The sequence below is a fragment of the Paraburkholderia fungorum genome, assembly GCF_900099835.1.
GTDB classification, from domain to species: domain Bacteria; phylum Pseudomonadota; class Gammaproteobacteria; order Burkholderiales; family Burkholderiaceae; genus Paraburkholderia; species Paraburkholderia fungorum_A.
Genome location: NZ_FNKP01000003.1, coordinates 1192632 through 1205983 on the forward strand (window position 1 = coordinate 1192632; position 13352 = coordinate 1205983).

At 58.8% G+C, this 13352-nt stretch carries 15 protein-coding genes; 9 read left to right on the plus strand and 6 right to left on the minus strand.

Going from position 1 to position 13352, the window contains the following annotated elements; all coding sequences use genetic code 11:
• Both BLS41_RS39800 and BLS41_RS34495 read left to right on the plus strand, forming a co-directional pair.
• Nucleotides 1-234 carry an aldehyde dehydrogenase family protein gene (locus BLS41_RS39800; RefSeq protein WP_083380233.1) on the plus strand — a complete coding sequence of 78 codons (234 nt, stop codon included), beginning with the start codon at nucleotides 1-3 and terminating at the stop codon, nucleotides 232-234.
• Nucleotides 235-242: 8 nt separating this feature from the next.
• Nucleotides 243-1967: a dihydroxy-acid dehydratase gene (locus BLS41_RS34495; protein ID WP_074772492.1), complete on the plus strand. Its 1725-nt coding sequence runs from the start codon at nucleotides 243-245 to the stop codon at nucleotides 1965-1967.
• Between the two features lie 85 nt (nucleotides 1968-2052).
• Here BLS41_RS34495 and BLS41_RS34500 read toward each other — a convergent pair whose 3' ends face one another.
• Nucleotides 2053-2904, minus strand: coding sequence for an alpha/beta fold hydrolase (locus tag BLS41_RS34500; RefSeq protein ID WP_074772495.1), 852 nt, complete (start codon nucleotides 2902-2904; stop codon nucleotides 2053-2055).
• Nucleotides 2905-3002: 98 nt separating this feature from the next.
• On the opposite strand from BLS41_RS34500, the gene BLS41_RS34505 reads away from it, so the two are divergent.
• The gene (locus BLS41_RS34505) at nucleotides 3003-3854 is read left to right on the plus strand and encodes a LysR family transcriptional regulator (RefSeq protein ID WP_171910383.1); all 852 of its coding nucleotides are present in this window, start codon (nucleotides 3003-3005) and stop codon (nucleotides 3852-3854) included.
• Nucleotides 3855-4013: 159 nt separating this feature from the next.
• Here the strand turns inward: BLS41_RS34505 and BLS41_RS34510 are convergent, their stop codons facing one another.
• Nucleotides 4014-4751 carry an ABC transporter substrate-binding protein gene (locus BLS41_RS34510; protein ID WP_074772498.1) on the minus strand — a complete coding sequence of 246 codons (738 nt, stop codon included), beginning with the start codon at nucleotides 4749-4751 and terminating at the stop codon, nucleotides 4014-4016.
• Nucleotides 4752-5126: 375 nt separating this feature from the next.
• Here BLS41_RS34510 and BLS41_RS34515 point away from each other — a divergent pair, with 375 nt between their 5' ends.
• Nucleotides 5127-5501 carry a DUF4148 domain-containing protein gene (locus BLS41_RS34515; RefSeq protein ID WP_083380274.1) on the plus strand — a complete coding sequence of 125 codons (375 nt, stop codon included), beginning with the start codon at nucleotides 5127-5129 and terminating at the stop codon, nucleotides 5499-5501.
• A gap of 203 nt (nucleotides 5502-5704) precedes the next feature.
• On the opposite strand, the gene BLS41_RS34520 is transcribed toward BLS41_RS34515, so the two are convergent.
• On the minus strand, nucleotides 5705-7531 hold the full coding sequence (locus tag BLS41_RS34520; protein WP_074772501.1) for a thiamine pyrophosphate-requiring protein: 1827 nt from the start codon (nucleotides 7529-7531) through the stop codon (nucleotides 5705-5707).
• A 181-nt stretch (nucleotides 7532-7712) separates the two neighbouring features.
• Here BLS41_RS34520 and BLS41_RS34525 point away from each other — a divergent pair, with 181 nt between their 5' ends.
• The 3 genes from BLS41_RS34525 to BLS41_RS34535 all read left to right on the plus strand — a co-directional run bounded on the left by BLS41_RS34525 (nucleotide 7713) and on the right by BLS41_RS34535 (nucleotide 9028).
• Entirely contained in the window at nucleotides 7713-8147 is a 435-nt protein-coding gene (locus BLS41_RS34525; protein ID WP_074772505.1) for a response regulator, read from the plus strand.
• Between the two features lie 86 nt (nucleotides 8148-8233).
• A complete protein-coding gene (locus BLS41_RS34530) occupies nucleotides 8234-8527 on the plus strand; it encodes a hypothetical protein (RefSeq protein WP_074772508.1) in 294 nt (97 codons plus the stop codon).
• Between the two features lie 192 nt (nucleotides 8528-8719).
• The gene (locus BLS41_RS34535; protein ID WP_074772510.1) at nucleotides 8720-9028 is read left to right on the plus strand and encodes a hypothetical protein; all 309 of its coding nucleotides are present in this window, start codon (nucleotides 8720-8722) and stop codon (nucleotides 9026-9028) included.
• 281 nt (nucleotides 9029-9309) lie between these two features.
• On the opposite strand, the gene BLS41_RS34540 is transcribed toward BLS41_RS34535, so the two are convergent.
• Nucleotides 9310-9597, minus strand: coding sequence for a transposase (locus BLS41_RS34540; protein ID WP_074772513.1), 288 nt, complete (start codon nucleotides 9595-9597; stop codon nucleotides 9310-9312).
• A gap of 291 nt (nucleotides 9598-9888) precedes the next feature.
• Here BLS41_RS34540 and BLS41_RS34545 point away from each other — a divergent pair, with 291 nt between their 5' ends.
• Nucleotides 9889-10275 carry an ester cyclase gene (locus BLS41_RS34545; protein ID WP_074772516.1) on the plus strand — a complete coding sequence of 129 codons (387 nt, stop codon included), beginning with the start codon at nucleotides 9889-9891 and terminating at the stop codon, nucleotides 10273-10275.
• Nucleotides 10276-10330: 55 nt separating this feature from the next.
• Here BLS41_RS34545 and BLS41_RS34550 read toward each other — a convergent pair whose 3' ends face one another.
• A complete protein-coding gene (locus BLS41_RS34550; RefSeq protein ID WP_253189880.1) occupies nucleotides 10331-10624 on the minus strand; it encodes a DUF6566 family protein in 294 nt (97 codons plus the stop codon).
• A 286-nt stretch (nucleotides 10625-10910) separates the two neighbouring features.
• Between BLS41_RS34550 and BLS41_RS34555 the strand changes: the two genes are divergently transcribed.
• On the plus strand, nucleotides 10911-11285 hold the full coding sequence (locus BLS41_RS34555; RefSeq protein WP_074773471.1) for a phage holin family protein: 375 nt from the start codon (nucleotides 10911-10913) through the stop codon (nucleotides 11283-11285).
• A 403-nt stretch (nucleotides 11286-11688) separates the two neighbouring features.
• Here BLS41_RS34555 and BLS41_RS34565 read toward each other — a convergent pair whose 3' ends face one another.
• Nucleotides 11689-13230, minus strand: a complete 1542-nt coding sequence (locus tag BLS41_RS34565; protein WP_074772519.1) for a hypothetical protein — start codon at nucleotides 13228-13230, stop codon at nucleotides 11689-11691.
• Between the last annotated feature and the right edge of the window lie 122 nt (nucleotides 13231-13352).

Genomic DNA, 13352 nt, shown 5'->3' on the forward strand with positions numbered 1-13352 from the left:
GTGGCGGCGCGCATCGACGGGCGCGCTCACAACGCGTCATCAAACCCGTTCGGCATCACAACCCGCATCAGCGTAGCGCTGGAATCGGGTAAGGTAGACATGAATGACATGCTGCTCGCGTCACCGGAAATTCCGTTTGGCGGCGCGAAGGAGAGCGGCATCGGGCGGGAAGGGGGACAGTTGGGCATTCGCGATTACCTCGAACCGACATACATCCAGTTTCGTCTTCAGTGAGTGTCTCGATGAGCGATCAGAAGAAAGACAAAGACCCGAAAGCAGGTTCGGCCCCCGTGGGTTTTGCACGCGGATTGACGAATTACGGCGACCGCGAATTCAGCGTCTACCTGCGCCGCACGTTCGCCAGTTCGATGGGCTATAGCCGCGAAATGCTCGACCGGCCGATTGTCGGTATCGCGCATTCGGCGAGCGGCTTCAACAATTGCCACCGCCACTTCCCGGAGATGATCGACGCGGTCAAACGCGGCGTGCTGGCCGCGGGCGGCTTGCCGATCGAATTCCCCACCATCTCGCTGGGCGAAACCTTTCTCACGCCGACCAGTTTGAAATTCCGCAACCTGATGTCGATGGATGTCGAGGAAATGACGCGCGCGCAGCCGATGGATTCGGTCGTGCTGCTCGGCGGTTGCGACAAGACGGTGCCTGCGCAGTTGATGGGCGCGGCGTCGGCGAATATTCCCGCGATTCAACTGGTGGCGGGGCCGATGTCGACGAGCCGTCATCGAGGCGAGCGGCTCGGCGCATGTACCGACTGCCGCCGCTTCTGGGCCAAATTTCGCGCGACCGAAATCGATGCGCAGGAGATCGACGTGGTCGAGCGGCGTCTCGCATCGACAGCAGGCACGTGCGCGGTGATGGGCACGGCGAGCACGATGGCGATCATCGCCGAAACGCTCGGCATGATGCCCGCGAATAGCGCCGCCTGCCCCGCGGTCGATGCAGACCGCTTGCGGATCGCCGAGGAAACCGGGCGCGCGGCGTTCGACCTGATCGGCCATCCGATCCGCCCGAGCGAGGTGATCACGGCGAACTCCGTTGAAAACGCGCTGCGCGTGTTGCTGGCGATCGGCGGCTCGACGAACGCGGTGATCCACCTTGCCGCGATTGCCGGGCGGCTCGGTCTGAAGGTCGATCTGCAACGGCTCAACGAATTGAGCGACACCACGCCCGTGCTGGTCAACCTGAAGCCGACCGGCGAGCACTACATGGAAGACCTGTACGCGGCCGGCGGTGTGCCCGCGATACTGCGCGAGATCAAACACCTGCTGCATCTGGATTGCCGGATGGTGACCGGCGAGACGCTCGGCGACCGTCTGCATGACGTGAGCTGGGTCGACCATGCGGTGGTCCGCGAATTCAACGACCCGGTGCGCGAGAACGGCGGGCTGGTCGCGTTGTTCGGCAACCTCGCGCCGCGCGGCGCGATCATGAAGCGCTCGGCAGCGGACCCGAAACTGTTCGAGAAGGAAGGGCGCGCGGTCGTGTTCGATTCGCTGGAAGACCTCGCGAACCGCATCGACAGCGACGATCTGGACGTGACCGCCGAAGACTTTCTGGTGCTCCGCAACGCCGGGCCGACCAGTGATTCGGCGATGCCCGAGGCGGGTTATCTGCCGATTCCCGGCAAGCTCGCGCGCGCGGGCGTGAAGGACATGGTGCGCATGTCCGACGCACGAATGAGCGGGACCGCGTACGGCACGATCGTGCTGCATATCACGCCCGACTCCGCTTCCGGCGGCCCGCTCGGACTCGTACAGAACGGCGACCGGATCCGGCTCAGCGTCGCGCAGCGCAAGCTGGAGTTGCTGGTCTTGGACGACGAACTCGAACGGCGGCGCGCAGCGCAACCGCCGCGTGCGGCATCGAAGGCGCAACGCGGCTATGCGAAGTTATACGAGCGGGAGATTCTGCAAGCCGACGACGGCTGCGATTTCGGGTTCTTGAGGTAGCGCCGGCTGAGCCTGGCAACTGAACGCGGCGGACGAACGCGGGCCGATACCACCGGCCCGCAGACTGACCGCGCAGAGAATGCGCTTAGAAGCTCGCGAACGCGTGCACCAGCCGGTTGAACGCACCGGCATTCGACACATTCATTCCGTGCGATGCACCGGCGATCGTTTCGCGCGACGCCTGGTCGATCCACTCGGCGAGCTTTTCGACGTTGTTGCGGAACATGCGCGGACTTCTTTGCCCTTCGATCAGCAAGGTCCGGCATTTGATGTCGCGTGCCGCATCGCGCGAAAAAGCGGGCAGCGGGTCGCGAAGCTGCTTGGGCAGCGTGCTCGCGTTGTCGATCGCCATCGTACGAAACGCGATCGAACTCTTGCGCCATGAACCGGGCGCGCTCACCGAATCCACGAAAAGCTCCAGCCCTGCGTCGACCTGCTGGTCCTCGATCAGTTCGACGACGCGCGCGCGCAACACGTTGGTCGCGCTCGGCAGCGACGCGTCCGGCATCCCGTCGATTTGCAGCGGACCGCCCGGGTCCGCAAGCGTCAGCGATTTGATGAGGCGCGGAAATTCGCGCGCGACCTGAAACGCCACGTTACCGCCACGCGAATGGCCGACCAGATGGACGGGCCCAAGATCGATCGCCTCGAGGAACTCGGCCAGTTCGGCAACGTGAGTCTGCCAGCCGAACTCGCTCTGGATCACCGCTTCGCTCGCCGGCCAGTAGTGGCTCAGGCTGACCGAGATGCAGCGGAAATGCTCGGACAGCGCCGCCGTTTGGGCCTCCCAGTAGCGGTAGTCGCACAGCGAGCCGTGCACGAAGACCAGCGGCTCGCCCTGTCCACACTCGACGTACGGCACGCTGATGCCGGATCCGATGGTCGCAAACGACAGATCTGCTACGGCAAGCACTGAGTGGTCGGTACGGGCGTTCATTTTGGGGAGGCTCCTTTTGCCGCCAATATGCCCGATGTCATAAATTTAGAAAATCGCGTAATATTGATCGGAACTATCAATTTTTCTGATACCAATCAATGAAAGCGCTCGACCTGGACGTGATGGCGATGATCGTCGCCGTCGCCGACACCGGCAACATCAGCCGGGCGGCGGAAGTCGTGCATCGGTCGCAGTCCGCCGTCAGCATGCAGATCAAGACGCTGGAGACGGCGCTCGGCAAGCCGCTGTTCGTCCGCAAGCCCCGCAATGTCGTGCCGACGCAGGACGGCGAGGTGCTGCTGACGTACGCCCGCCGCATGCTCGCGCTGCGCGACGAAGCGTGGGCGGCCGTGGTGCGGCCGGACGTGACCGGGCGCGTGAGTATCGGCGTGCCGGACGATTACGCGTCGTCGCTGCTGCCGCCGATCCTCAAAAAGTTTTCCGTCACTTATCCGAAAGTGGAAATTCAGGTGGTCGGCTTGCCGAGCGTCGCGCTTGCGCCAATGGTCAAGGACGGCTCCGTCGATCTCGTCTGCGCGACGCGTGTGAAGGGTCTGTCGGGCGAATTCATCCGCTTCGAGCCGATGGAGTGGGCGGCTGCGCCGAGCGCACATGAAATCTGGCAGGAGCGGCCGCTGCCGATTGCGGTCTTTTTGCCCGGCAGTGTCGCGCGCGAAAACGCGATCCGCAGTCTTGAGCGCGCGAAGATTACCTACCGGACCTCGTATGAAAGCCCGAGCCTGCTGGGGCTGATTTCGATGGCCGAGGCGGGGCTTGCCGTGGTGTCGCTGGCACGTTGCGCAGTGCCGGCGCACTTTGTGGTGCTCGGACAGGCGCAAGGCTTGCCGAAAATCGACGCGCTCGAGATGGTGCTGGCGCGGAGCACGGGGTCGAAGCGGCCGCCCTGCGAGTTTCTCGCCGAGGCGATCTTGTCGGAATTGCGGCGGTAGAGTTTGTAGAGGCGGCGCTCGTCGTTACGCGCGAGGGCGAATCACAGGACTTTCCTGAAATGCCGGGATTGATACCGCAGAATACGATCGACTGGCCGGGTTCGAGAGGATCGGGACGGGCGGGCGCGAACCTACGTCACTTATAGCGTTCTGATTGGGTCATTCAAAAGGCGGCGCAACCGATGCACCGTCGATTCCATGTCGCGACAGCGAGCGGGCCACGAATCCCGACGCTTTCATTTCTTCGACAAAGGCGCTCAGCACGTCTGCCGCAGCGCTGCCTCGGCTCTTCGGCGTTCCCATGGCCTGCTGGATCACCATGAACCGCTCATCGAGCAGGCGGAGTCCTGCGGTCTTGCGTGCGTCTGCTTCGAGTTGCTGCTTCACGCCCGCAGCGACCTCCAGATTCTGGTCGAGGAACGTTGCAACGACGGCGGGTGATGTCGGCGCGCGAACAATCTGTGCGGCCTTCAGTTCTCTCGTCAGGAACAGGTCGTAAGCACTCTTGTTGCCGACGGCGACACGATTGTGAGCCTGATCGACATCGCTATTCGATTGAATAGGCGATTCGTCGCGCACAAGATAGAAGCCTTCGATCAACACGTAGGGCGCTGTGAACGCGATAGTTTCGCCACGCAATGGATCGATTGCGAAGAAGCCGAAATCCGCACGCTCTTCACTCACCGCCTGAACGGATTTGCCCGCTGTATCGAAGACCACCAGTTCCAGTTCGACAGCGAGCATCTCAGCAAAGGCTCGCGCAAGATCGACCGAGACGCCGACAGGTTCACCGGATTCGGGATTCGTATTGGCAAGAATCGGATTGCCGAGATTGATCGACGCTCGCAGCCTGCCCGCAGGCGTGAACGCGGCGACAACGGATTGCTCGATGTTCATGATTGCTCTCGTTGCAACAGGGTCTCCGGATTGTAAGCGGGCAGACACGGTCTTTGCCGCGAGAATCGCAGGACGATGCCGGGGCTGATGCTATTGCGGATGGCGTTGCGCGCAAGCAGAGGCGCGGGTTAGCTCAGGAAGAATGCTGCACTGGTACTAGCGATCCCCGGCGATTAGCGTACCTGCCAGGATGAGCAGGTCAGCGCAGTTCGGGCCGCGATGGAAATCGCACCATCGTTCGCAATCGGTAGGACGAAATTCGACAACACTCTTATGTTCGTCGGCTACTTAATAACAGGCGGGCTGCGGCATAGACTGCATTCACTGAAACGCAAACGGGTGTTTGCGGAAATACAAAACCTTGAGGTGAATATCATGAAACTCGTTCAATCGCTTATCGTTGCTGCCGCACTCGCTATTCCTGCTGTGTCGTCCTTCGCTCAATCGAACCAGCCTGTTACCCGCGCAGAAGTGAAGGCGCAGTTGGTGCAACTCGAGAAGGCTGGCTACAACCCGGCTAGCGACAATACGAAATACCCGGCGAACATTGAGGCCGCGCAAGCTCGTGTGAATGCAGAAAACGTAGCCGATGCAGGTTACGGCGGCGTTGCGGAAGGAACATCAGCATCGGGTATTCATCATCTGCGCGGTGAGTTTGTCAGCGACGTGTCGCGAGTGGGTCACAAGATCAAGCAATCCATTCGTGTGGATGCAAACAACGGTACGAAGCCGGTGTATTTCGGTTCGTAATTTGCCGGATGGATTGCAGAAGACCACGAATTTATATTCGGATCGCTAACTGAATTGTGGTCTTCCGGGAAGGATGAGATTCGAGACGCGCAACGTGCATGCGCGTCTCGCTAAAGAAAACCTCCTTCAGTGGGATAGATTCCGCTGAATTGCCCAGCTCTGGCGGCTGGGTTTTTTTTTGCGCAAGACGATTCCTCTACGCCTCATTTATCGCGATGACCCGGCAGCACCGCGCCAAGCACCTGCTTCGCTGTTTCGACGATGACATTGCCTTCATCGGGATCGCCTTTAATCAGCGTCGATGCAAAGGCTTTGGCTTGCGCGAGCGTGATATGCGGCGGCAGCGGCGCAATGTTCGGATCGGCCTTCACCTCGATCACGACCGGGCATTTCGCGGCCAGTGCCTGGTCCCACGCGTAGGCCATCTGTTCCGCGTCATCGACGTAAATGCCCTTCAGGCCAATCAATTCCGCGAACTTGTGATAAGGCACGGAAGGGATGTTCTGCGACGCCTCGAATTTCGGATCGCCTTCCATTGCACGCTGTTCCCACGTCACCTGGTTGAGATCCCCGTTGTTGAGCACCATGCAGATCCAGCGTGGATCGGCCCAGTCTTTCCAGTACTTCGACACGGTGATTAATTCCGCCATGTTGTTCATCTGCATCGCGCCGTCGCCGACCAGCGCGATAACGGGCCGCTCAGGATAGGCAAATTTGGCGGCAATCGCATAGGGCACCGCGGCGCCCATCGACGCGAGGCCGCCCGATAGCGAGCACATCATGCCGCGCTGAACCTGCAAATCGCGTGCGTACCAGTTGGCGACCGAGCCGGAATCACTGGTCACGATTGCATTCGACGGAATACGTTTGGACAGTTCCCACACGGTGCGTTGCGGATTGACCGCGCCTTTGCCGGGTTCGTGCGCGCGTTTTTCCAGTGTCGTCCACCAGTCGGCGGTCCAGCCTTCAATCTTGTCGCGCCACGAGCGGCTCGTTTTCTTTTCCAGTAGTGGCAGCAGCGCGCGCAATGTCTCGGCGCTGTCGCCCACGAGGTTCACTTCCATCGGATAACGCAGGCTCTGCATGTCCGCCTTGATGTCGATCTGTACACCGCGCGCCGCGCCTTCCTTCGGCAGAAATTCAGCATACGGAAATCCCGATCCAATCATCAGCAAGGTGTCGCAACCGGCCATCAAGTCGTAGCTGGGCTTCGTGCCGAGCAGGCCAATCGAGCCCGTCACCCACGGAAGATCGTCAGGCAAAACGGCCTTGCCGAGCAGCGCCTTCGCTACGCCTGCACCGAGCTTTTCGGCGACGGCAATCACCTCATCGGTTGCGTTGAGTGCGCCCGCGCCGACGAGGATCGCGACTTTCTTGCCGGCGTTGAGCACGTCTGCCGCCTGCTGCAGTTGATCGTCGTAGGGCACAAGGCATGGCGCGCGATAGCCCACACCCGAATGCAGCGTGCCGTGCTTGCGGCCGGGTGCTTCGTAGGGCAGGTCCTGCAAGTCGTTCGGCAGCACGATCGCCGTGACCTTGCGTTCGGCAAGGGCAATACGTACTGCCCGGTCGATCAGATGACGCACTTGCTCGGGCACGCTCGCCTGTTCGACAAAAGCGCCGGCCACGTCCTTGAACATCGACACCAGATCGAGTTCCTGCTGATAGTGACCACCGAGTGCCGCGCGTGCCTGCTGTCCTACGATGGCGAGCACCGGCACGTGATCCATTCTCGCGTCGTACAGACCGGTAATCAGGTGCGATGCGCCGGGACCGGAAGTCGCGATGCAAACCCCGAGTTCTCCGGTGAATTTGGCATGCGCCGCCGCCATGAACGCGGCCATTTCTTCGTGACGGACCTGAATGAATTCGATTGCATGGTTGGGCTTTTTATCTTTTTTCGCGTCGGTGTGGGCACGACTCAGCGCGCCGAAAACACCGTTGATACCGTCGCCGGGATAGCCGTACATGCGACGAACGCCCCACGCATGAAGACGCTCGACGATAAAGTCGCCAACGGTTTGACTCATGACTGTCTCCGAAAAATGCCTGAAAAAACGCCGTTGACGGCGAGTTCGCAAGGATCATTCCGCGGGTTCGTGATAACTCGGTTTTCGATTTTCGACGCATAACCGACGTGAAGCGCCCTGCATGCCTTTTTGTCAGAAGCGGCACACGTATTGCGGCATGTAGGCAAAGTGGGGAAAACCTATGTCCGTGATCCTGCTCGTAGACGACGATATCGATTCCTTGTGGGCGCTCCGTCTGGTTGTCGAAGCACAAGGGCATCATGTGCTGCTCGCGCTCGACGGCGAAGACGCGCTCAATAAGGCGTCGCGCTATTTGCCCGAAGTCATCGTGACGGACTGGCATATGTCCAGACTCGACGGCATCGGTCTTTGCAAGAGGCTGAAGCTCTATCCGGCATTGGCCGGGATTGCCGTGGTTTTTACGTCTAGCGAAGTCCCGCCTGCGAATCTGTCGGCATTGTGGAAGGCCTTTATTCGCAAGCCGCTCGATTTACCCGCTGTCGAGAGATGCATTGACGCGTTGATCACGAGACGTCTGAGTGCGCCGCAATTCCGGCGTGCGCCGATTTCGGGTAAAGGTCGCTGGCCCGCCATGTCGTCGAGAAACTGGACGTAGTGGTATGGCCGTTGCTGTGTAGTTGGAGGCTGGGAGCGTGCGACGTGTGCGTCCAGGTCAGAATTCAAACTCAATGGAGGCACAGAATGAAAATCAGACAGTTTGTGGGCGTGGCAATTGTCGCGTTGGGATGTTCTTTCTCATCGGTCTATGCCGCGGGCACAGGAGGAAGCGGCAATGGCGGTAGCAACGGCAGTGGTGCAGGGCCATCGGGCGCGGATGTATCGGGTGGCGGCGGGAATAATCCGGCGGCGGGGGCGATGGCCGCATCCGGTCCCGCGATGCACTCCAGCACCGTGAAAAAATCGACGCATAAATCGAAAAAGTCGATGAGCGGCGGTAGCGGTAACTCGGCAGATCAGGCGAAGGGTGGGGGCTAACGGGGCGTTCGGCAGACCGCTCGACGGTCTGCCCATGGATTGAAATCGTTTGTCGGTAATACGCTTTTGTCTGCGGAATCAGTGCTGATCGAATGTTCTCAGGCACGAAAGCAGGCGCCCGGCGCGCAGGCACGATGCATGCGGTGAAAGATCGGTCGCTGCAGACATCGTGATCTTCAAAGGAGACAGGTCATGTCCACTCAATCATATGGGCCGTATCGTGGTTGCGATATCGAAGTCCATGTCACGCCTGCGAAGGCGCATGTCATGGGCGGCATGACACGGCGATTTCGCGTGTCATGGAGCGTTTCCTCGCCAGGCTTTCCCGATCAGGAAGTTGCCAGCTTTCCCGAGCAGTTCGTCTTTCTCTCGGAGCAGGAAGCGTTCAGGTACGGCGAAAACCGCGCTCACACCTACGTCGATTCCATCGTGTCTGCCCCTGTGGATAGACCGGCGACCAATGGGGCCGTGGAGTCTCGCGACGACATGCGGCGGCTATAAGAACAGCGCAGTATTCGCTGTCACGCAGCGCGTTAATCTCCGGCGACAGCCTCTGCGCATGCCGACGGGAACGCGTCTTTTGCGGCTGCCCCATAGTTCTTCTGTATGTCGCTCAACCGGTTTCCGTTCGCGTCTTGCGAAGCGTGGTTTTTCTCCTGCACATTCCGGTTAATAAAAAGAAGCACGACCGTTTTCATAGACATATTTATTAGTTGCTGGCGAATCGTCGTCACGCGCTCCGCACAAGAAAATACCTTGCGCCAACGTGCGTGACGCAGAACTTAATTGGAAATACCGAGGTTGGAAACAACGCGGTCCGGGTCGAGTTCGGTCAGTACGCGTGTCATGGTGCCGTCCCGACTCCACTCAAGCCACTTCGCGTAGCAGGTCTGCGTAGGCGGAAAAATGGCGGGAAGCCGGTGCCATTTTTCGTTATTGAGCAGAATCCACAGGATCGCGTCCAGCACGTGGCGGGGATTTCTGCGTGGCCGTCCACGGCCGGTTACCGCTGGCTCGAATAGATGACAGACCGTCTGCCATGATTCATCAGACAAAGGAACTTGCAACATCGAACTTCGATTTCTAGGGCTTTAACTCTAGCCATCCTAACCTGTCCGGCTTTCAGTCACGGCCAATCTTCCGGAAAAAAATGGGGCAGCAATAAAGTGTCGCCGATCGACGACAGCCGGGTTGCTTTGTAATTTCTTTGATGCAACGCGCGATTTGGTGAGCGCGCGTAGATTCCTCTGACCTTGTGTGAGGCTCGATTAAGCCGTGCATCAACTTGTGGAAGTTTTGAGCGCCTTTTCGCAAACTGCAGATTGTCATGTCAGTAGATTAATCAGCAAGGAACGATTGTCATGGATAAAACCAGTCTTTCGGAAATCTATCGTGGCTATATTGCCTGTCTGAATGCGCAAAACTGGCAGCTGTTAGCGCAATTCGTCAGTGACGAAGCAATCCACAATGGTAGAAAAATCGGCTTGTCGGGCTATCGGGCGATGCTGGAAAAAGACTTTCGCGACATTCCGGACCTTCACTTCGATATTCAGCAAATCGTTTGCGAACCGCCTTACATTGCGAGCCGGCTGCGGTTTGATTGCACACCGGTCGGCACTTTTATGGGGCTTCTTATAGGCGGGAAGCGAATCGTATTCGCTGAGAATGTCTTCTATGAATTCGAGCGAGAAAAGATTCGGCAGGTATGGTCGATCATAGATAAGGCGGCAATCGAGGCACAGTTATAAGCGATTCACCGCTACACCGCTGACGCGTAAATCCTGCAACCAGGTTAAAAGTCATTTACCGGTGAGGTAGATAGCGGTCGACGAGATAGCAGCCGTGCTCGATGCCGGCCCGCAAAGCTTCCGATTCCGTCAGCCACTCTGGAGTAGCAGGCTCGACGTGGGGCAAGTCGAGCGGCTTGCCGTCGATATAGGCCGAAATAGCGGCGAGCCACGCACCTTCTAAGTTTTTGCGTGCCGTTACCGTAATAACGACACCTCGATGTGTGACATGCATCGCGCCGCTCGAAGCTCGCTCGCTCTGATCTTCGGCGTTATCGGCGGATTGGCTCGATGGATATAGCTCGGTCATGGAAATCTCCGTCCTCAACCAGTTTCGTGAGTTTTGAACAGCAACGGACATTCCTCATTTCCTCATACGGTTGCGCTAGAAAACGCTGCAAAGGAGGACGATCCAATTTTTGCACACATTAAGCAGTGGACGCCGCGCTGAGGCCCGTTCCTTGCGCGAGCCAAAAATGGAGCACGGCATCGCATGTACCACCGTCGCAACCTGCCCAATGAATTGAAACGCCAGTGGTTGAATCGCGCGTCGAAACTAAAGGCGCGTGGTCGCCAGTACCTTATTCGGAGTCACCGTGTCACTCCATTCAAATCTCAGTAGATGGCGAAATGTCGGCCAGTTCTGTATTGAGCGGATCGCGGATTACAGCGAACTGGTTGCATTGGAAGTGGACGACACGAAGAGACGACTCGTGCGTGAAGTGGTCGCTGTCATCGTGATGGCGGTGGCCGCACTGTTCGCTCTTTCATTCCTTTGCATCGCGCTGATTGCGACAGCGTGGGGTACGCCTTACTTTCTGACGGTCGTGTGGGGCGTCGCCATTTTGTGGATGGTGGTGACTTTGGCCTCTTTAATCGTCGCGCGCGCGCAAAAGCTGTCGGAACCTTTACATATCGTGCAGTCGGAGATTCGCAGCGATCTGGACGCACTCAGGGAGTCACTCAAATGAATCGGCGAGCAACGACTGGCAGCGATGAGCATGCCGCGCTTCTATTGCGGATGGCGCAGTCCCGCGATGCATTGCGGGAAGCTAATGCCATAGCCCTGATTCCGCGACGGCAGCGGAATAGCGTGATGACGTCGGCAACGGGAGCGGCGATTGCTCTAGCCAATGCGCCTCACGTGACGTTTTTGCTCGCCTTGTGTGTCGGCGCGCTGACGTTCGGCCCGTCACGTGCGCTGCGAATCATTTTGCGAGCGGGTGTTTCCGGGTGGGTTGCGAGCAGCGCAAAACGGGTTGCCCGCCGGTGACGTTCGAGTCCCCCGATAAGAAGGCGTCGCCCCAGTCATCAATTTTTCGGGAACTTCGACGTCACGCGGTTGCAGGACATCGCGGACGGCGAGCGCTGACTTCAGCTCGCATTTGCGTTCAGTAAAACCATTCCATGTATTTTCGACAGCGCCTGTTGCCACGTTCCACTATTCTGTTCGGCTTCCTGATCGGCGAATAAAGGTTTCAGCAATGCAAGCAGATCTGTCGAACTGGAATTGTTCGTTGGCGTGTCGACATCCGAAACGAGCACGCCCCTCACGTACTCCGATTTCCGCGTGGATTGACTGGATGACTGATCCAACGTCGCCTGAACGAGATTGCCGCGTTGTGTTGCGAGGTTGACCGTGCTGCTCGCGTCGTCGTCGATCTGCATATAGTCGTAGGTTTGCGAGGCCAGCGATTTACCGAGTTTGACCGCACCGCCCGCCAGCGACTGGTGATAGCTCGCCTGCAAATGCGACTGCTGGGTTTGCGCAATGGAACCGTTCAGCAAATTGCCTTCGGTCCGCGTACTTTGCGAAACCTGATAAGCGAAATTATCAGTCTGACTCGGCAACATTGGATTCGGCGACGTCGCGTTATCCGAAATCGACGCGGTGAAATCTGCGAGTCCCGTCAGCATTGCGTGATCCGATTGAGCGAGCCACGGCGCGTAGGTTGTTCCCGGCAATTGTTTCGACGACGTCCCATAGTCGCTGTTCATTTGCGTGAACGCATCCTTGAACATCGACATCAACGCTGCGTCGCCGTGACCTTTCGCATTGGCGTTGTCGAACTGCGCGAGATAACTGGCAATGGCCTGGTCGCGCTGGGCGCCTGAACCCCAGAGTGCGGAATCGCTCGTATCGACATTGAGCTTGAGCGTTCCCTCGGAATTCGTGAGGCTCACACTCCTCGCTGAATTGCTCAGCGATATGTTGGCCGACACATTGCTCGCGCCGTCGCCCGTCACATTGAACTGCATGTTCACCGACGACAACACGGAAGTGTCGTACTGCGTCAGTCCGCTCAAATCGAGTTGCTGAGGATAGGCGCCAAGGCCGTCGATTGCTTTCTGGAATCCGTCAGCGAGATTGGCGATCGCGCTGCGCTCGGCATCGCTCAATGTTCCGCTGCTGTGTGTGCTGACCGACAGCGTGCCGTCTTCACTATCCATTTCGATATCGACCTTGACGCCGCTTGCGGTTTCGACGGTCAGTTTGATATCGCCTTGCGGCCCTTGCCCGGATAGGCTCGTAGCACCGGTTGAACCTGTTGAGCCGACCGTGACCGATTGCGAAAAATCGCTGCCGCTAGTCTTGAATCGATCAAGCAGTGCGCTGCCCAGATTGGTGAATCGCCCGGACATGGAGCCGGCGAGATAGTCGCCGGCCATCGTCATCGAGACGGCGTCGGTAGGGTTGGACGCCCACGTTGTCGTCGTTGCGACGTTGGCGAGTATGCCTTGCTGCGTGTACACGAGAGGCGATTCCACGCTCAGCGATGGAATCGTGACCACGGTGGATTCAGCGTTGGCCGTTGCTTCTGCGGATGACCTCACCGTCGAGGCAAGGCTCGTCGTACCCGATGACGGCGTCACCGTTGTAACAAGGGCTGCGTTCAATGACGATAGGGTAGTCATGGTGCCGTGTGTCGTTATTGTCGGTGGATGATCGCGGTCACCTCGGGACACTGGCCGCCGCCTCAGCCCTGTATATCGACGGAAAGTCGAAATACTTTAGGCGTGGCGCGGCGGCGGCATAA